We start from the raw sequence: 18,012 nt of genomic DNA on the forward strand, positions 1-18,012 counted from the left end.
CGGCCAGCGCTGTTTTCACATCCGAAGCCGTCATGACGCCCCCATCGCTCGACGCCGATCATTTCTCCCCTACGCGCATCGCCCTCGCCGCCGTCGTGCTCGCGGGCGTCGCCGCGTGGGCCTATGTGTTGGGGCAAACGCCGGGGGCCGTCGGCGCGCGGCAGTCCTTCGCGCTGCTCGCGGGCGCCGCGTTCGGAATCGCTCTCCAGCGCGGCCGGTTCTGCTTCCTCTGCAATCTCCGCGATCTGCTGCGCGAGGGCGATCCCCGCGGCGTGCTCGCGATCCTCGTCGCGCTCGCCGCCGGCGCGGTCGGCTACGCCGCGGTGTTCGGCGCCTGGCTGCCGAACCCGTTCGGGGGCCGGCTGCCGCCGACCGCCCATGTGGGTCCGGTCGGGCCGGCGCTCGGCCTCGCCGCCTTCGTCTTCGGCGTCGGCATGGCGGTGTCGGGCTCGTGCCTGTCGGCGCATCTCTACCGGCTCGGCGAAGGCTCGCCGACCTCGCCCTTCGCGCTCGCGGGCGCGGTCGGCGGCTTCGTGATCGGCTTCCTGACCTGGAACCCGATCTATCTCGCGAGCGTCGCCGAAGCGCCGGCGGTCTGGCTGCCGGCGCTGATCGGTTATCCCGGCTGGCTGGCGCTGACGCTGCTCGTCCTCGGACTGCTGGCGGCGCTGGCGCTCGCGCGCGGCCGCCCCGGCGCGGCCGAACCACGGGAGCCGTTGACGCTCCGAAGCGCCGCGCGGGCCGTGTTCGTGGAGCGTTGGCCGTTCCTGCCCAGCGGCCTCTTGGTGGGGGCGATCGCGACGCTCGCCTATCTGCGCGTCGCCCCGCTCGGCGTCACGGCGGAGCTCGGCAGCGCGGCCCGCACCGCCGCGGGGCTCGCCGGGCTGCTGCCCGCGACCCTGCACGGGCTCGACGGACTGCGCGGCTGCGCGACGGCCGTGAAGGAGACGCTGCTCTCCGAGAACGGCCTGTTCGTCGTCGGGCTCGTCCTGACGAGCTTCGCGGCGGCGCTGGTCGCGGGACGCTTCCGGCCCGCGGTCCCGACCGGAGCCCAGGTCGCGCGCGGACTGATCGGCGGCCTGCTGATGGGTTGGGGCGCGATGACGGCGCTCGGCTGCACCGTCGGCGTGCTGCTGTCCGGCGTCCACGCCGGCGCGGTCTCGGGCTGGGCGTTCCTCGTCTTCGTCACCCTCGGCGTCGTCGTCACGGACGCCGTCGGCGCGCGGCTCAGGCCGGCCGCCTGATCCGGCCGGCGTTCAACGTCGCGGCGACCTCGGCGCGGATCGCGTCGGTGTGCGCGCCGAGCGCCGGCGGGCAGCCGCAGGTCGTGGCGGCGGTGAGCGGCGACGTCGGCAGGTCGAAGCTCTCGCCGTTCGCGAGCGTGGCGGTCATGCGGGTGAGCGCGGGATGCGCGGCCATGTCGGCGACGTCGGAGACCTTGGCCCAGGCAAGCTGATGCGCCTCGAGCCGCGCGATCATCTCCGCGCGCGTGGCCTGCCCGAAGACCTCGTCGATGATCGCGATCAGCGCGTCGCGGTTCTCGACGCGGGCCGGATTGTCGGCGAAGCGGGGATCGGCCGCGAGCTCCGGCCGCCCCATCACGCCCGCGCAGAACCGCAGCCATTCCGGCGGGCTCTGCACCACGATGACGACGCCGCCGTCCCGGCAGTTCGCGACGTGATAGGGGAAGATCGACGCGTGGCTCAGGCCGGTGCGGGGCGTGACGCGGCCCTGATGCTCGTAGTGCAGGAACGGCACCGCCATCCATTCCGCCATGCTGTCGAACATCGCGATCTCGATCGCCTTTCCGCGGCCGGTGCGCTCGCGCTCGTAGAGCGCCTGGCAGACGGCGGCGTGGGCGTTCATGCCGGTGCCGATGTCGGCGATCGAGACACCGACCTTCACCGCCTCCTCGGGCGTGCCGGTGACGCTGCAAATGCCGCTCTCCGCCTGCACCAGCATGTCGTAGGCCCTGAGCGCCCTCGCCGGCGTCGACTGCCGGTAGCCGACGATATCGAGCGCGATAAGCCTGGGATACTTATTGACGAGATCCTTGGCCCCGAGTCCGAGCCGGACGCTGGCGCCGGGGGCGAGGTTCTGGACGAACACGTCGGCCTTCGCGACCAGCACATGGGCCACGGCGAGGTCGTCCGGCGACTTCAGGTCGAGCGCCGCGCTCTCCTTGCCGCGGTTGAGCCAGGCGAAATAGGCGCTCATCCCCCGGACGCTGCGGTCGTAGTGGCGGGCGGTGTCGCCGTCGGGCCGCTCGAGCTTGATCACCCGCGCCCCGGCGTCGGCGAGCCGCATGGTGCACATGGGCGCGGCGACCGCCTGCTCCAGCGCCACGACCAGCAGGCCTTCGAGGGGACGGGACATCGGCAGCGGCCTTTCAGTAGGATCGCGGCAGGCCGAGCACATGCTCGGCGAGATAGGACAGCACGAGGTTGGTCGAGATCGGCGCCACCTGATAGAGCCGCGTCTCCCGGAACTTGCGCTCGACGTCATACTCCTCCGCGAAGGCGAAACCGCCGTGCGTCTGCACGCAGGCGTTCGCCGCCTCCCAGGAGGCGTCGGCGGCCAGCATCTTCGCCATGTTCGCCTCCGGGCCGCAATCGAGCCCAGCCTCGAACTTTTCGGCGGCTTCGCGCACCATCAGCTCCGCCGCGCGCATGGCGGCGTAGGCCTTGGCGATCGGGAACTGGACGCCCTGGTTCTGGCCGATCGGCCGGCCGAAGACGCTCCGCTCCCGCGCGTAGGCCGTCGCCTTCCGGATGAACCACTTGGCGTCGCCGATGCACTCGGCGGCGATCAGGATGCGTTCGGCGTTCATGCCGGAGAGGATGTAGCGGAAGCCCTTGCCCTCCTCGCCGACGAGGTTCTCGGCCGGCACGCGGACGTCGTCGAAGAACACCTCGGTGGTCGCGTGGTTCATCATGGTGCGGATCGGCCGGATGGTCATGCCGGCCTGCTTCGCCTCCGCCATATCCACCACGAAAACGGACAGCCCGTCCGTGCGCTTCGCCGCCTGCTCCTTCGGCGTGGTGCGGGCGAGCAGAAGCATCAGGTCGGAGTGCTCGGCGCGGCTGGTCCAGATCTTCTGGCCGTTGACGACGTAATGGTCGCCATCCCGGCGCGCGAAGGTCTTGATCGAGGAGGTGTCGGTGCCGCTCGTCGGCTCCGTCACGCCGAACGCCTGCAGGCGAAGCGCGCCGGAGGCGATACCGGGCAGGTACTTGGCCTTCTGCGCGTCGCTCCCGTGCCGGAGCAGCGCGCCCATGATGTACATCTGGGCGTGGCAGGCCGCGCCGTTGCAGCCCTGAAGCTGGACTTCCTCAAGCACCGCCGCCGCCGCGGAGAGCGGCAGCCCGACGCCGCCGTATTCCTCCGGAATGAGCACGGAGAGATAGCCGGCTTCGGTCAGCGCCTCGACGAAGGCGGAGGGGTACGCCATCTCGCGGTCGAGGTCGCGCCAATACTCGCCCGGGAACTGCGTGCAGAGCTTGGCGACGCTCTCGCGGATGTCCTCATAGGTCTCGCGGGCGGCTGTCGTCATGGCGTGCGGTGCTCCCTTGATGTCGGGAAGCGTTAGCGGCGCGGAGCCATGCCCACAAATAGCAATCGTGGCTTTGAGGTATCGCGTTCTGATCTAGCTCGCGTCAGGCTCGGTCGGGCGCGAGCTTGTGGCCGAGCCAGACGCCCCGCCCGACGAGGTCCGCCGCGATCTCCATGAAGGCGTCGCCGACGAAGCGGGCGGCGGGGCTGACCGGACGGTCCGCGGGGAACGCCAGTACGACGCGGCGGGTGGGCGCTGGATCCACGAGCGGAGCGGCGGAAAGCTCGCCGCGCTCGACCTGCGCGTAGATCGGCGCGAGCGGCAGGATGGTGGGCCCGAAGCCGCCGCGCACCAGCGCGATCATTCCGCCGAAGGAGTCCGCCTCGACGCTGGCCGTCAGCGCGATCCCGGCCTTGCGCGCGCAATCGTCGACGATGGCCCGCAGGCCGTGACGTGGGCTCGGCAGCACCAAGTCCCGCCCCGCGAGGCTCGCAAAGGCGACCGCCTCGCTCCGGTCGAGCCCTTCCGCACCCGCGCCGACCAGAAGCAGGCTTTCCGTCATCACCGGGCGGATTCGCAGCGAGCGCATGGGCTGCGGGTCGTAGGAGATGCCGATGTCGACCTCGCCGCGCTGCAGCCAATCCAGCACATGCCCGGAGAAGGCGGACGCGAAGCGGATGGCGAGCTGGGGATGCTCGCGCTTGACCCGCGCGGCGACCGGCACGGTCGCGATCTCGGCGACGGTGGAGGTCATGCCGATGGTGACCGCGCCGCGATAGGACGAGCCGCCTCCCGAGGTCGTGGCGCGGATGGCGTCGAGTTCGGCCATGATGCGGGTCGCGTGGGCCAGCACGTCGCGCCCGATGTCGGTGATCTGCATGCCGCGGCCGTGGCGTTCGAACAGCGGCTGGCCGATCTCCTGCTCCAGCATGCGGATCTGCCGGCTGAGCGCAGGCTGGGCGATGCGCAGCCGGTCCGCCGCCTTGCTCAGGCTGCCAAGCTCAGCCACGTGGATCAGTGTTTTGAGCTGGTGGACGTCCATGTCCCGGACCTATCGCCGAATGCTAAAGCTGAGTTCGCGATATAACATTTCTCGATGGTCATGCCCTCCGCTACCTCTTGAGATCGAGGCGCCGCTCGATCGGCGCCCGTGACAGGTCCGAAACAGGGCCGATGGGAGGATGGGAATGGTCTTCAGGCGCCTCGCCGCTGCGGCGGCCCTCGCTTTCGTTTCGACAGTCGCGCTGGTGTCGGCGCAGGACTTCCCCAAGGGACCGGTCACGATGCTGGTGCCGTTCGCCGCCGGCGGGCCCACGGACGTGGTGGCGCGGCTCGTCGCGCGGGTGATGGAGAAGGAGCTCGGACAGCCGGTGCTGGTCGAGAACGCGACGGGGGCCGGCGGCACGCTGGCGTCCGGCCGGCTCGCACGCGCGACGCCCGACGGGCAGACGATCCTGCTGCACCACATGGGCATCACCACCAGCGCCACGCTCTACCGCAAGCTCGCCTATGATCCCAAGACCGCCTTCGGCTTCGTCGGGCAGGTGACGACGGTCCCGATGCTGCTGGTGAGCCGGCCGAACTTCGAGCCGGCCGACTTCAAGGCGCTGCTCGCCTACATCAAGGACAACAAGGACAAGGTCTCGCTCGCGAACGCCGGCCCCGGCGCCGTCAGCCACATCTGCGGCATGCTGTTCATGCAGCTGACGGGCGTTAAGCTGACGACCGTGCCCTACAAGGGTACCGGCCCCGCGATGACGGACACCATCGGCGGCCAGGTCGACCTGCTGTGCGACCAGACCACCGGCGCGACCGGCCCGGTGAAGACCCACAAGGTGAAGGCCTACGCCACCGCGACCGCCGAACGCATCCCCGTGCTGCCGGACGTGCCAACCGCCGCCGAACTGGGCCTCAAGGGCTTCGAGGTCGGCGTCTGGCACGGCATGTACGTCCCCGCCGGGACGCCCGCGCCGGTGATCGACAAGCTCAACGCCGCTCTGAAAGCGGCGCTCCACGATCCGGAGACCGTGAGGCGCTTCGCCGAACTCGGCACGGCTCCGGTGTCCGACGCGGAAGCGACGCCCGAGGGGCTGAAGGCGAAGTACTTCGCTGAGATCGACCGCTGGGCGCCGATCATCAAGGCCGCCGGCGAATACGCCGACTGATCGTACTTGCCAGGCGCCCCGCCGCGTCGCGTGCGGGGGGGGGGCGCGACACCCGGAGAGCCGACCCCCATGACCGACAGCCTTCCCGCCTACAAGATCGTCGGCGAGCGCCGCTTTCGCGAGACCTCGGGCCTCTACTTCGAGGATTTCGAGCCCGGCGACGTCTACGAGCACCGGCCGGGCCGGACGCTGCTCGACGTCGACAACGTGTGGTTCACGCTGCTGACCATGAACACGCAGCAGGTCCACTTCGACGCCGCCTACGCCGACAAGACCGAGTGGAAGAAGCTGCTGGTGGACTCGACCTTCACCCTGGCGCTGCTCACGGGGATGAGCGTGCGCACCGTGAGCGCGAAGGTGGTCGCCAATCTCGGCTGGGATAAGGTCAAGGCGACCGCTCCGGTCTTCGCCGGCGACACGCTCTACGCCGAGAGCACGGTGCTTTCGAAGCGCGAGTCCAAGAGCCGACCGCATCAGGGCATTGTCACGGTGCTCACCCGCGGCGTGAACCAGGACGGCGCCGAGGTGATGAGCTTCGAGCGGACCATGCTGGTCTACCGTCGCGGCCAGTCGCCGGAAGAGGCCGCAAACTACTGACGGCGTCAGAACGGAAACCGCCCGCGCCTGCCCGAGGGCTGTCGCTTCGGCTAGTCTCGAACGCCTGTCTGAGACGGCCGCCATCGCCGGACTAGACCCGACGATCGATTCTTCGGGCTAAGAGATGGATGCCCGGATCAAGTCCGGGCATGACGGCGATGTTGCGAGCGGCGCGAGACGGGTCGTTGGCTCAGCTCACCGCGGCGTAGCCGTCGCGGCGGGGATCGCTCGCTGCGGCGTAGCCCTCGACGCCGGGATCGCCCATGCGCCAGATGAACTGGCCGGCGCCGAAGTCCTGGTAGCTGTCCTCGATCACGCTCATCTCGTGGCCGAGCGCCGACAGCCCCTCCACCGTCTCCCGCCGCATCGTCGCCTCGACGTTGATGTCGAGCCCGGCGTTGAAGCGCCAGCGCGGCGCGTCGCAGGCGGCCTGCGGGTTCTGGGCGTAGTCGATCATCCGGACGAGCGTCTGCATGTGCCCCTGCGGCTGCATGTTGCCGCCCATCACGCCGAAGCTCATCACCGGCTGGCCGTCCTTGGTGAGGAAGCCCGGGATGATGGTCTGGAACGGGCGCTTGCCCGGCGCCACGACGTTCGGGCTCGCGGGGTCCAGCACGAAGCCGTGGCCTCGGTTCTGCAGCGACAGGCCCCATTCCGGCAGGCAGACGCCGGAGCCGAAGCCCATGAAGTTCGACTGGATGAAGCTCACCATCATGCCGTCCTCGTCGGCGGCGGTGAGGTAGATGGTGCCGCCCCGAACCGGATTCCTCGCCGCGAAGACCTGCGCCCGCGAAGGATCGATCAGCTTCGCGGCCTCCGCGAGATAGGCGTCGTCGAGCAGCTGCTCCGGCGTCACCCGCATGTGGGCGAGGTCGGCCACATGGGCGTAGGTGTCGGCGAAGGCGAGCTTCATCGCCTCGATCTGCAGATGGTTCGCTTCGACGCCGTCGGGATCGAGGCCCGCAAGGTCGAAATGCTCGAGGATCCCGAGCGCGATCAGCGCGGCGATGCCCTGCCCGTTCGGCGGAATTTCGTGAGCCACATAGCCGCGATAGGCCTTGGAGATCGGCTCGACCCATTCCGGCTGGAACGCCTCGAGGTCCTTGACCGTCAGAGCCCCGCCGTGGGCGGCGGCGTGCGCCGCCATCGCCTCGGCGATCTCGCCCCGGTAGAACGCGTCGCCGCCCGTGTCGGCGATGGCGCGCAGCGTCCGCGCGGCGCCTTTGAGCGTCACCAGTTCGCCCACCTCCGGCGCCCGGCCGCGCGGCAGGAACAGCTCCGAGAAGCCCGGCTGGCGCACGAGGTCGCGCACCGCGGCCGCCGCGGCCCATTTCTGCTGCACGATGGTCGGCGCGAGATAGCCGCGCTCGGCGATCTCGATCGCTGGCGCGAGCGCGTCGCCGAGCGACAGCCGGCCGAACCGCTCGCTGAGCGCGACCCAGGAGCCGACCGCGCCGGGCACGGTGACGCTGTCCCAGCCGCGCATCGGCGGGCGTGAGCGGCCCTCGCCGTATTTCTTGGCGAAGTAGTCCGGCGTCCACGCCGCGGGCGCGCCGCCGGAGGCGTTGAGGCCGTGCAGGGTCTCGCCGTCCCACAGGATGCAGTAGGCGTCGGAGCCGAGGCCGTTCGAGCAGGGCTCGACCAGCGCCATGGCGGCCGCGGCCGCGATCGCGGCGTCCACGGCGTTGCCGCCCTGGTGCAGCATCCGCAGGCCCGCCTGCGCGCCGAGCGGATGGGAGGTCGAGACGACGTTGCGCCCGAACGCCGGCACGCGGCGTGACGGGTAGCCGGCGGTCCAATCGAAACGGGTCATGGTCTCCTCGTCGTTTCCCCGTGTGGATGCGTTCCGTCGATCCTTATCCGGCGCGTCCGGGCGAGCCGGCGCGGGCTTACGCCATCATCCGTTGTTCAGTTCGGCCTCCGCCCGGGCGCGCAGTCCGGCCCGGTCGATCTTGTTGGTGGAGGCCAGCAGCATGCGGTCGAGAAACCAGATCCGGCGCGGATGCTGGTAAGCCGGCGCGTTCGCGAGCGCGAAGGCCTTGAGCGCGGCCTCGGTGAGCTCCGAACCCGGACGGCGCACCACGAAGGCGACCGGCTTGGTTCCCTTGATGTCGTCGTCCACCGGAACGACGCTCGCCTGCAACACGTCCGGATGGGTCTCGAGCATGGCCTCGACCTCGCCCGGGAAGATGTTTTCGCCGCCCGAGACGAACATGTCGTCGACCCGGCCGACGAAGTAATAGAAGCCGTCGGCGTCGCGGCGGAACACGTCGCCGGTGTCGTAGAAGCCGTCCGGCGTGATCGGCGAGCGCACGTCCGGCCGCTCGTGATAGCCCAGCATGACCGCCGGGCTCTTCATCTGCAGCACGCCGTGGTCCGGCGCGCCCTCGCCGACGAGCCGGAGCTCGACGCCGGGATGCGGGCGCCCCACCGAGCCCGTGGGCGCCGAGCCGTCGGGGTCGAGGAACACCACCGGCCCGCCCTCCGTGGTGCCGTAGGCGTTGATGATGCGGGCGTTCGGCAGCAGCGCTCGGGTCTGGGCCGCGAGCGCCTCGTTCACCGGCGCCGAGCCCATGCGCACGACGCGGACGCTGGTCAGGTCGGCGGTCGCCAGCGCGTCCTTCTCCCGCAGCATCATGGCGATCATCGGCGGCACAGCCGTCGCCCAGGTGGCGCGATGGCGGTCGATCGCGGCGATGTAGGCGCGCGCCTGAAACTGCGGCAGCAGCAGCACCGTCGCGCCCGCCGCCAGCGCCAGCAGGGCGTTGGCGAGCGCGTTCATATGGTAGAGCGGCGCCGCGATCAGCATGCGCTCGCCCGCGAGATCGTCGTCCGCCATGCGCGTGCGCACGACCCAGAGATGGCCCGCATGGCTCAGCAGCACGCCCTTGGGCCGCCCCGTCGAGCCCGAGGTGAACAGCATCATCGCCGGCTCGTCCGCCGCCGGGTCGACCGGCTCGAACGGCCCGGGATCGAGCCAGTCGCCGAGCCCGCCCTCGAGCGCGACGACTGGAACCGCGGCCGGCGCCTGCGGCAGCCGCTCGGCGTCGCAGAACACCACCCGCGCCCCGCTGTCGGCCACGACCTGCGCCACGGTCGCGGGGGGAAACTTGAAGTTCACCGGCACGGGGATCACGCCGGCCCGCATCGCGCCGAGCAGGAGCGCGAGGTAGACCGGCGCGTTCGCGGCGAGGATCGCGATCCGGTCGCCGCGCCGGATTCCCTTGCGGCCGAGCCCGCGCGCGAAGGCGTCCGCGGTCGCGTTCAGCTCCGCGCGGCTGACGGAGGTCCCGGAGCCGTCCGGTCCGATGCCGATCACCGCCGGGGGTGCGGCGGCGACGTCATCGGTCAGGACGGCTCCGAGGTTGGTGACGCCGGTCATCGGGCGCTCCGGCAGGCGAGGACCAGCTCCAGCGACGGCAGCGCGAGCGTCGCGCCGTCGCCGGAGGCCGGCTCGCTCCAGACCGCTCCGGCGGTCGCCCGCGCCCGCGCCGCGATCCCGTCCAGGCCGTCGAAGGCGAGGTCGAGGGTCGCGAAACGGGGCCGGTCGCCGGGCACGACGTCGATCACGAAATCGGACAGCTCCACGCGCCAGCCCGCGGCGGTGCGCGCAGGCGGCGCGCCGGCCGCGGCGGCGTAGGACGCGGCGTCGCGCTCGGGAGCCAGCGAGGCGACTTCGATGCGGTCGAGGCGGACAAAGCCGTTGGGATGGGAGAGCCATTCGGGACGCCAGACCAGCTCCGGCGTCAGGTGCTCGCAGAAATAGACCCGGCCGGCCGGGAACAGCGCGTCCGGAACCTTCACGGTGCGGAAGCGCGCCTCGCGGGCCTCGCCGTCGATCTCCACCGGCCGCGAGAACGCGACCGGCGGAGCGGGCTCGAGCCCTGCGGCGGCGAGCCGTGCGAAGGTCTCGTTGGCGTCCGCGCTTTTCATCACCAGCCCGTTGAGGCCGAACGGGCTGTCCAGCACCTCCTGACGCTGGCGGCCCTCGGCCGGCACGCCGACGAGTTCGAGATAGCCGCCTGACGTCATCATCAGGTGGTTGATGGAGCCGAGCGAATGGCGGCCGAGCGGCGTGAGCTGGAAGCCCAGGCCCGCGAACAGCGCCGCCGCCTCGTCCATCCCCCGCAGCACGTTGACGACCACATGGTCGAGCGCCGCCGCCATCGCTCAGGCCCTCACTTCGGGGTCGCGGTCATGTAGACGCCGCGGCCGCTGGCGAGCAGCCGGCCTTCGCCGTCCAGCACCTGGGCTTCCGCCACCGACAGCGTGCCGCCGAACTTCACCACCTTGCCCTTCGCGGTCAGGTCTCCCTCCATGGCCGCGCGGTGGTAGTCGACGCGCAGGTCGACCGTCGGCACGCCGCGCCCGGTCTTCGACACCAGCGCCCAGTCGGCCGTGAGGTCGATCAGGGTGGCGAGGATGCCGCCGTGGACGTAGCCGCGCTCGGCGTTGACGACCCATTCGGGCCGCCAGGTCGCCTTGAGCTCGATCTCGCCGTCGCCGACCGAGATCACCTTGAGGCCGAGCCACTGGTGGAACGGGCCCTTGAGCAGCTTGGCCTCGACCTCGGCCGCGGTGAGGGTGACGGTCTCGCTCATGGCGTCACCACGATCTTGCCCATGACCTCGCGGTCGCGGATCAGGCGCAGGCCCTCCGCCGCCTCCTCGAGCGGCAGCACCTTGTCGACGACCGGCTTCAGCGTCCCTTCCTGGATCATCTCCATGAGCGCCGACAGGTCGTCGTCGTAGAACGAGTTGGAGCCGATGATCTTGAGCTCGAAGCTCCAGATGTAGCGCAGGTCCTCCTTGGGATCGTGGCCGGCGGTCGCGCCGCAGGTCAGGATGGAGCCGCCGCGCTTCACGCATTTGAGCGAGGGCGCCCAGGTGTCGCCGCCGGTGAAGTTGATGACCACGTCGACGCCGCCGTCATAGCTGCGGCGCTGCGGCTTGCCGTACTGCTGGATCGCCCACTTCGAGAAATCGGTCTCGCGGTAGTTCACCACGTGGTCGGCGCCGAGCTCCTTCAGCCGGTCCAGCTTGTCCTGGCTGCCGGCGCAGGCGACCACCTCGCAGCCGAGCTGCTTCAGCAGCATGACGCAGCCGGTGCCGACGCCGCCGGAGGCGCCCAGCACCAGCACCTTGTCGCCGGCCTTCACCGTCTTGTGGGTGACGAGCATGCGGTGGGCGGTGCCGTAGGCGACGGGGAGCGAAGCCGCGTCCACGAAGCTCACCTTGTCCGGCATGCGGATAAGCTGGCCGGCCGAGACCTTGCAGTACTGGGCCATGCCGCCGTCGAGCATCTCGCCCATCAGGCCCTTGTTGGGGTAGAGCGGGTTGACCAGCACCCGGTCGCCGACGCTCCAGCCCTCGACGCCTTCGCCGACCTCCGTGATCTCGCCCGCCATGTCGAGGCCGATGACCACGGGCATCGGCACCTTGATGCCGGGCATGCCCTTCACGGTGAAGACGTCGTGGTAGTTGAACGACGACGCGCCGACGCGGATCACCACGTGGCCGGCGTCGGCGGTCGGGACGGGATGGTCGTCCACGACGATCAGGTCGGAGACGTCGCCGTGCTGCTTCAGCAGCAGGGCCTTCATGGTCTTGGGCATCGATCGGCCTTCTCTCTCGCGGCGCTTTTCGCGCTTGTCGTTGGTGCAGTGTTTTTCGCCCTTCGGTGGAAAGGCGGATTTTCGTGTCCCGGCCTTGAGCCGGGACCCAGAGCCGCCACGCTTCCAGACAAGGCGTGGCGACCGACAGCTTCGTTCTACGAAGGCGATGCGTCTGGGTCCCGGCTCGAGGCCGGGACAAGTGACGCCGCGCCTGCCAACACAGCTGTCACTTGATCGCCTTGGAGGCCTCATAGGGGCCGGTGGCGAAGGCGGCGTCGGGCAGTTCGCCCTTCACCGCGCCCACCGACTTGAACACCTCGAACGCGGTCTTGAGCGAGGCGATGTCGGACGGCTCCAGCGTGACGGTGTAGATGCCGTCCCACAGCGCGGCGTAGGCCTTGGCGTCGTCCTCGCCCATGTTGGCTGCGGCGACCAGCGCCTTGGCGACGGCGGCCTTGTCGGCCTTGCCGAACTCGTAGGCCTTGCGCATGCCGGCGACGACCTTAGCGGCGCCGTCCGGGTTGGCCTTCAGCCATTCGTTGCGCATCAGGCCGACGCCGAGCACCGGCGGCGCGTCGCCCTTCGACAGCTTCTTCCACTCCTCGCGGAACGAGCCGATGCGGCGCAGCTTCACGTCCTTGACGAGGGCGAGCGTCACGGTGCGCAGCGCGGCGGCGTCGATGTCCTTCTGCACCAGGAACTGCGCGAGGCGCGGGTCGTTGCCCGGCACCAGCGTGTAGTCGCCGGAGCCGAAGCCGTAGTTCTTTTCGAGGATCGCGGAGGCGATGGCGGCGGTGGCGCTGCCGGCGGGCGAGCCGCCGATCTTCTTGCCCTTCAGCTCCGCCATCGTCGTGATGGGCGAGTCCTCGGGCACGACGAAGTCGAGCTCGGCCACCTGCGTCGCGAGCACGATCGACAGCGGCAGGCCGTCGGCGGCGACGCTCATGGAGGCGGCGGCGGGGGCGGCGATCGCGAAGTCGATGCCGCCGGCGGCCAGCGCCTTGGTCGGCGCGTTGACGTCGGGGAACTTGACGTACTCGACCTCGAGCCCCTCCTTCTCCATGAATTTCCCGGTCTCAAGCACGGCGCCGAAGCCGAGGCTGACGCCCGAGCTCCAGTAGCCGATGCGGACTTTTTCGGCGTGGGCCGGAGCCGCGGCTCCGAGGATGGCCGCAAGGGCGGCGGCGAGGACGGCTGTGCGCTTCACGACGGCTGCTCCGAAATGGGGTTTGCGGGGCGTTGCGATTGACAGGACATGGGGATCACGACTCTCCGGCGCGCCGTCTCCAGCGGAAGAGGCGGTTTTCGAGCGGCTTCAGGATGAGGGCTTCGAGCGCCAGCATCAGCGTGACCAGCGTCAGCGTCCAGGCGAAGACCTGGTCGGTCTGCACCAGATCGGCGGCCTGCCGCAGGCGGTAGCCGACGCCGCTCGACGCGCCGAGCGTCTCGGCGACGAGGCTGACGCGGGCGCCGAAGCCGAAGGCGAGCCGGGCGGAGGAGAAGAACGGCGGCAGGATCGTCGGCAGGTAGATCTTCAGGAGCACCTGCCGCCGCGGCATGCGGAACGTGCGCGCCAGCTCCACGTAGTCGGCGTTGACGGTCTTCGTGCCCTGCCAGACCGTGGTCAGGATCAGCGGCATCGCCGTCATGAACACCACGAAGATCGTGGTCCAGTTCGACAGCCCGAACCAGATCAGGGCGAAGATCGCCCAGATCGTCGAGGACACCGTGTTGATGACCGTCAGCACCGGCTCGAACATCGCGCCGAGCGTCTCGCTCGCGCCGAGCGCGAGGCCGAGCACGACGCCGACCACCGCGGCGAGCAGGAAGCCGATGACCACCCGCTCGAATGTGACGCCAAGGTCCTTCCAGAAGCCCGGCGAGGCGACGAGGTTGCTCCACGCCTCCCACACCCGGAGCGGCCCCGGCAGAACGAAGGCCGGCATGTTCCACGACGCCACCTGCCAGGCGAGCAGAAGCGCCGCGAGCAGCAGCAGCCGCAGCGCCGCGATCCGCCAGCCGCCCGGCCCGCCGGAGCGGGGAAGCGTGGGGCGGCCGGTGGCGGCCGCGGGATCGGTCGGGTCCATCGCCATCGTCACAGGCTCCCGCGCAGCAGCCGCGCCTGCTCCGCGACCTCCGGGGACAGCGGATCGCGGGGATAGGGCAGATCGATCGTCCGGGTCTCGCGCACGCGTCCGGGCCGCGGGTTCAGCACCACCACCTTGTGGGCGAGGACCACCGCCTCCTCGACGTCATGGGTGACGAACAGAAGCGTCATGCCCATGAGCTCCTTGATGCGCAGGACCTCCTCGTGCATCTGCGCGCGGATCGAGGGGTCGAGCTTCGAGAACGGCTCGTCCATCAGCAGGATCGACGGCCGGGTGACGAGGCTGCGGGCGAGCGCCACCCGGCTGCGCATGCCGCCGGAGAGCTCGTGCGGATAGGCGTCGGCGAAGCCGGTGAGACCAACGAGCTCCAGCGTCTCGGCCACCCGCTCGCGCCGCTCCGCGCGACCGACGCCGCCGGCCTCCAGCCCGAACGACACGTTCTGCGCCGCGGTGCGCCACGGCAGCAGGCGGTCGTCCTGGAACATGTAGGTCATCGACCGCCAGTCCTTGAACGCCTCGGCCGGGACGCCGTTGAGATAGACCTCGCCGGCGTCCGGCCGGACCAGGCCCGCGACGATGTTGAGGATCGTGCTCTTGCCGCTGCCGGACGCGCCGACGATCGCCACGATCGACCGCTCCGGCGCGTCGAGGTCGACGTTCTGCAGCACGTGCAGCGGCTCGCCCTCGCGGCGCGGAAACCACTTGCTGACGCCGCGGAGCTGGACGGATCCCATCGATCAGGCGCCCAGCGTCGCGGTCGGCGGCGCCGGCGACAGCGCGGCGTGACGCATGCTCGCGAGCACCTTCTCCATGGTCATGGCGTGGAACGTCTCCACGTGCCGGCGCGCGACGATTTCCGCGGCGTCGGCGTCGCCGGCGACGAGATGCTCGATCAACACGGCGTGGTCGTTCTCGATGTTCGGGCGGACGCGCTGCACGCCGAAGCCGAGCGCGACGAGACGTGTCATCTCGTCGAGCAGGCCGGAGAGCGTCCGGCACAGACGGTCGTTCCCGGAGGCGGCGGCGATCGCCATGTGGAAGCTGCGGTTCGCCTCCATGAAGAAATCGATCTGGTCGCCCACGTCGCCCGGCATCTCGCCCCGGCAGATGCGCTCCAGGCGCTCGAGCAGCGCGCGGTTGACGCGGCCCGCCGCGAGCCGGGCGGCGAGCGGCTCCAACACCGCGCGCAGCGCGAACACCTCGTCGACGTCGCGCACCGTGACCGGGGCGACGCGATAGCCGTGGCGCGGCATCGAGGAGACGAGCCCGTCCTGCACCAGCCGCTGCAGCGCGATCCGCAGGCTGGCCTTGCCGAGCCCGAACCGCTCCATCAGCTCAGGCTCGGTGACGCGCGCCCCCGGCATGATGCGGCAAGACACGATCTCGCGCCGCAACAGGTCATAGGCTTGGCGGCCCTTCAGCGCGGCGTCGCTCATCGCGGCTCCGGTTGGGGAGAACTCCGGCGGTTGCGCCATGTCGGCCACGGCCACTGACATCTCCACGTGATATGGTGAGCAGCCTACCGTCGCCGTCACGGCTGCTCAAGGGTTGGAGGCCGGCGCCCGCCCAGCGGCGGAAGGTCGCGTTCTGGCGTGGCGGACGGCGTCTCGCGATCACGGCTGCGTGGGTCCTCTTGCGCCGCAACAACCGTCGCCTAACTTCGCGATCGTCAGAACGGTCCGGGCCCCTCTGGCGACCCTCATCGAGGTCGTGATGTCGGACCTGCGCTTCCACCATAGGGCGCAGCGTCACGGCTCGACGTGCGCGCGCCTGCGACCGCAAGGGCACGATCGCAATGGAATTCCTCCCGTCGTTCTTGACCGCCGACATCGTCGGCAAGCCGGCCTGGCTGTGGCTGGCCTTCCTCGGCCTCGTCGCCGTGCTGCTGGCCTTCGACCTCGGCGTCCTCAACCGCAAGGGCAAGGAGCTCGGCGTCGCCGAGAGCCTGAAGCTCTCGGTGTTCTACATCGCCGTGGCGGTCGCCTTCGGCGGCTACATCTGGTGGTCGATGGGCCCCGAAGCCGGCATGAACTACTACACCGGCTATGCGATCGAGAAGGCGCTCTCGATCGACAACGTCTTCGTCATCTCGCTGATCTTCGGCTATTTCGCGATCCCCCCGCGCTACCAGTACCGCGCGCTGGTCTGGGGCATCCTCGCGGTGCTCGTGCTGCGCGGCGTCATGATCGGCGTCGGCGCCAAGCTGGTGCAGGACTACGACTGGATCATGCTGGTCTTCGGCGCCTTCCTCGCCTTCACCGGCGTGAAGATGCTGTTCGCCGGCGACGAGGAGGCCGACCTCTCCAAGAACAAGGCGGTGGCCTGGCTGTCGAAGCGCATGCGCGTGACGCCCGAACTGCACGGCGAGCGCTTCTTCGTGCGGCAGCCGCACCCCGTCACCGGCAAGCTGGTGCTGTGGACCACCCCGCTGTTCCTGGCGCTGGTGGTGATCAACATCGCCGACCTGGTGTTCGCGGTCGACTCGGTGCCGGCGATCTTCGCTATCACCACCGACACCTACATCGTGTTCACGGCGAACATCATGGCGGTGCTCGGCCTGCGCGCGCTCTACTTCGCGCTGGCCGCCATGGCGGCGCGCTTCGCCTACCTGAAGTACGCGCTGGCGCTCGTGCTGGTGTTCATCGGCGTGAAGATCTTCTGGGCGCACTTCTTCGGCAAGGTCGACCCGGCGATCTCGCTCGGCGTCACGCTCGCGCTGATCGCCGGCGGCGTGCTGGTGTCGCTGTGGAAGACCCGCGGCGAGGCCGAGACCAAGGCGATCGGCTAAGTCCCGTAAAGGGCGGCGCGTCCGGAGCTTCCGGGCGCGCCTCTCGCCGGAAGGAACGTCAGGCCAGCTCGGCCTCGATCTCGTCGCGGCTCGGCACCAGCACCTGGGCCTCGCCGTCGAGCACCACCTTGTCGCCGACGCTGCATGTGCAGAAGAACGTCACCCGCTGCCGGCCGGGGTCGAGCGCCGTGATCTCGACTTGGGTCGTGACCACGTCGCCGATGCGGACCGGCGCGCGGAACTTGATCGTCTGCGACAGATACACGGCGCCCGGCCCCGGCAGGCGCGTGCCGAGCACCGCGGAGATCAGGCTCGCGGTGTAGAGCCCGTGGGCGATGCGGCCGCCGAAGCGGGTGTTGGCCGCATAGGCCTCCGACAGATGGATCGGATTGGTGTCGCCCGTCAGCGCCGCGAACGTGCGCACGCCGTCCTCGGAAACCTCGTGGCGAATCTCGGCCGTCTGGCCGACCGACAGGTCCTCGAAAGCGATCTGCGCGACGTGATCCTGCGGCGCGATCTCCGCAGGCGTGAAGGCAGCTGTCATGGGCGGTCGGGCCTTGATGCGAAAGCGGCGGCACTGTGGGACCGGCTTCGCTGCGGTGCAACGCGCCTTTCGGCTTAAGGCGAACGGCGCCGTGCCTACGCCTGTTAAACCGAAAATCAACCGCGGGGCGCCATCCTGACCGCTGTGGCCGATGCGCAGGAAGAATGTCCTCGCGCGCGTCCAGCAAGCGACGGCCGGGTCGGACCATGACCCCATGAAGAAGGATTTTTCAGATGGCCCTCGACCACGCGATGCCGGTGCTCATCGTGGACGACTACAAGACCATGCTGCGCATCATCCGCAACCTGCTGAAGCAGATCGGCTTCGAGGACGTGGACGAGGCCGCCGACGGCTCCGAGGCGCTCGGCAAGATGCGCGACCGGCGCTACGGCCTCGTCATCTCCGACTGGAACATGGAGCCGATGACCGGCATTGAGCTGCTGCGCGAGGTCCGCGCCGACGAGAAGCTCAACCGCACCCCCTTCATCATGGTGACTGCGGAATCGAAGACCGAGAACGTCATCGCCGCCAAGAAGGCCGGCGTGAACAACTACATCGTCAAGCCGTTCAACGCCGACACGCTCAAGGCCAAAATCAACGCGGTGTTCGGCGAATGACGCAGCGTGGCAGGACCAGGGAGGCC

Annotated in this window: 18 protein-coding genes; 5 read left to right on the forward strand and 13 right to left on the reverse strand. The window is 69.9% G+C overall.

Annotated features, from left to right (window positions below; genetic code table 11):
* Positions 1-32: 32 nt before the first annotated feature.
* Complete coding sequence (locus tag PKE78_RS04780) at positions 33-1,244, forward strand: YeeE/YedE family protein (protein WP_271199684.1); 1,212 nt, start codon at positions 33-35, stop codon at positions 1,242-1,244.
* Here the strand turns inward: PKE78_RS04780 and PKE78_RS04785 are convergent.
* The 3 genes from PKE78_RS04785 to PKE78_RS04795 form a co-directional block, all read right to left on the reverse strand.
* A complete protein-coding gene (locus PKE78_RS04785; protein WP_271199685.1) occupies positions 1,228-2,376 on the reverse strand; it encodes a CaiB/BaiF CoA transferase family protein in 1,149 nt (382 codons plus the stop codon). The genes PKE78_RS04780 and PKE78_RS04785 overlap by 17 nt on opposite strands.
* 13 nt (positions 2,377-2,389) lie before the next feature.
* Positions 2,390-3,553, reverse strand: a complete 1,164-nt coding sequence (locus tag PKE78_RS04790; RefSeq protein ID WP_271199686.1) for an acyl-CoA dehydrogenase family protein — start codon at positions 3,551-3,553, stop codon at positions 2,390-2,392.
* 103 nt (positions 3,554-3,656) lie between these two features.
* Positions 3,657-4,595 carry a LysR substrate-binding domain-containing protein gene (locus PKE78_RS04795; RefSeq protein WP_271199687.1) on the reverse strand — a complete coding sequence of 313 codons (939 nt, stop codon included), beginning with the start codon at positions 4,593-4,595 and terminating at the stop codon, positions 3,657-3,659.
* Between the two features lie 145 nt (positions 4,596-4,740).
* On the opposite strand from PKE78_RS04795, the gene PKE78_RS04800 reads away from it, so the two are divergent.
* Positions 4,741-5,718 (forward strand): tripartite tricarboxylate transporter substrate-binding protein, encoded by a 978-nt coding sequence (locus PKE78_RS04800; protein ID WP_428981225.1) that lies wholly within the window; start codon positions 4,741-4,743, stop codon positions 5,716-5,718.
* A 69-nt stretch (positions 5,719-5,787) separates the two neighbouring features.
* Positions 5,788-6,315 (forward strand): (R)-specific enoyl-CoA hydratase RipB/Ich, encoded by a 528-nt coding sequence (gene ripB, locus PKE78_RS04805; protein WP_204948573.1) that lies wholly within the window; start codon positions 5,788-5,790, stop codon positions 6,313-6,315.
* Positions 6,316-6,505: 190 nt separating this feature from the next.
* On the opposite strand, the gene PKE78_RS04810 is transcribed toward ripB, so the two are convergent.
* The 9 genes from PKE78_RS04810 to PKE78_RS04850 form a co-directional block, all read right to left on the reverse strand.
* A complete protein-coding gene (locus tag PKE78_RS04810) occupies positions 6,506-8,128 on the reverse strand; it encodes a gamma-glutamyltransferase family protein (protein WP_271199689.1) in 1,623 nt (540 codons plus the stop codon).
* Between the two features lie 84 nt (positions 8,129-8,212).
* Positions 8,213-9,697, reverse strand: a complete 1,485-nt coding sequence (locus PKE78_RS04815) for a class I adenylate-forming enzyme family protein (RefSeq protein ID WP_271199690.1) — start codon at positions 9,695-9,697, stop codon at positions 8,213-8,215.
* A complete protein-coding gene (locus PKE78_RS04820) occupies positions 9,694-10,482 on the reverse strand; it encodes a VOC family protein (RefSeq protein ID WP_271199691.1) in 789 nt (262 codons plus the stop codon). Before PKE78_RS04820 ends, PKE78_RS04815 begins: the two co-directional genes overlap by 4 nt.
* A gap of 11 nt (positions 10,483-10,493) precedes the next feature.
* Positions 10,494-10,916 (reverse strand): PaaI family thioesterase, encoded by a 423-nt coding sequence (locus tag PKE78_RS04825; RefSeq protein WP_271199692.1) that lies wholly within the window; start codon positions 10,914-10,916, stop codon positions 10,494-10,496.
* Complete coding sequence (locus tag PKE78_RS04830; RefSeq protein WP_271199693.1) at positions 10,913-11,929, reverse strand: SDR family NAD(P)-dependent oxidoreductase; 1,017 nt, start codon at positions 11,927-11,929, stop codon at positions 10,913-10,915. The genes PKE78_RS04825 and PKE78_RS04830 overlap by 4 nt, the downstream gene beginning before the upstream one ends.
* Before the next feature lie 226 nt (positions 11,930-12,155).
* Positions 12,156-13,136 (reverse strand): ABC transporter substrate-binding protein, encoded by a 981-nt coding sequence (locus PKE78_RS04835; protein WP_271199694.1) that lies wholly within the window; start codon positions 13,134-13,136, stop codon positions 12,156-12,158.
* A 55-nt stretch (positions 13,137-13,191) separates the two neighbouring features.
* Positions 13,192-14,022 carry an ABC transporter permease gene (locus PKE78_RS04840; RefSeq protein ID WP_271199695.1) on the reverse strand — a complete coding sequence of 277 codons (831 nt, stop codon included), beginning with the start codon at positions 14,020-14,022 and terminating at the stop codon, positions 13,192-13,194.
* Positions 14,023-14,024: 2 nt separating this feature from the next.
* Positions 14,025-14,771, reverse strand: coding sequence for an ABC transporter ATP-binding protein (locus PKE78_RS04845; protein WP_271199696.1), 747 nt, complete (start codon positions 14,769-14,771; stop codon positions 14,025-14,027).
* 3 nt (positions 14,772-14,774) lie between these two features.
* Positions 14,775-15,473, reverse strand: a complete 699-nt coding sequence (locus PKE78_RS04850) for a GntR family transcriptional regulator (protein ID WP_271199697.1) — start codon at positions 15,471-15,473, stop codon at positions 14,775-14,777.
* A gap of 359 nt (positions 15,474-15,832) precedes the next feature.
* Between PKE78_RS04850 and PKE78_RS04855 the strand changes: the two genes are divergently transcribed.
* A complete protein-coding gene (locus tag PKE78_RS04855; RefSeq protein WP_271199698.1) occupies positions 15,833-16,825 on the forward strand; it encodes a TerC family protein in 993 nt (330 codons plus the stop codon).
* 58 nt (positions 16,826-16,883) lie between these two features.
* Here PKE78_RS04855 and PKE78_RS04860 read toward each other — a convergent pair whose 3' ends face one another.
* Entirely contained in the window at positions 16,884-17,369 is a 486-nt protein-coding gene (locus tag PKE78_RS04860; protein WP_271199699.1) for a MaoC family dehydratase, read from the reverse strand.
* A 233-nt stretch (positions 17,370-17,602) separates the two neighbouring features.
* Between PKE78_RS04860 and PKE78_RS04865 the strand changes: the two genes are divergently transcribed.
* Positions 17,603-17,986 (forward strand): response regulator, encoded by a 384-nt coding sequence (locus PKE78_RS04865; RefSeq protein WP_271199700.1) that lies wholly within the window; start codon positions 17,603-17,605, stop codon positions 17,984-17,986.
* The last annotated feature ends 26 nt before the right edge of the window (positions 17,987-18,012 follow it).

The organism is Methylopila turkensis (assembly GCF_027922325.1).
GTDB lineage: Bacteria > Pseudomonadota > Alphaproteobacteria > Rhizobiales > Methylopilaceae > Methylopila > Methylopila turkensis.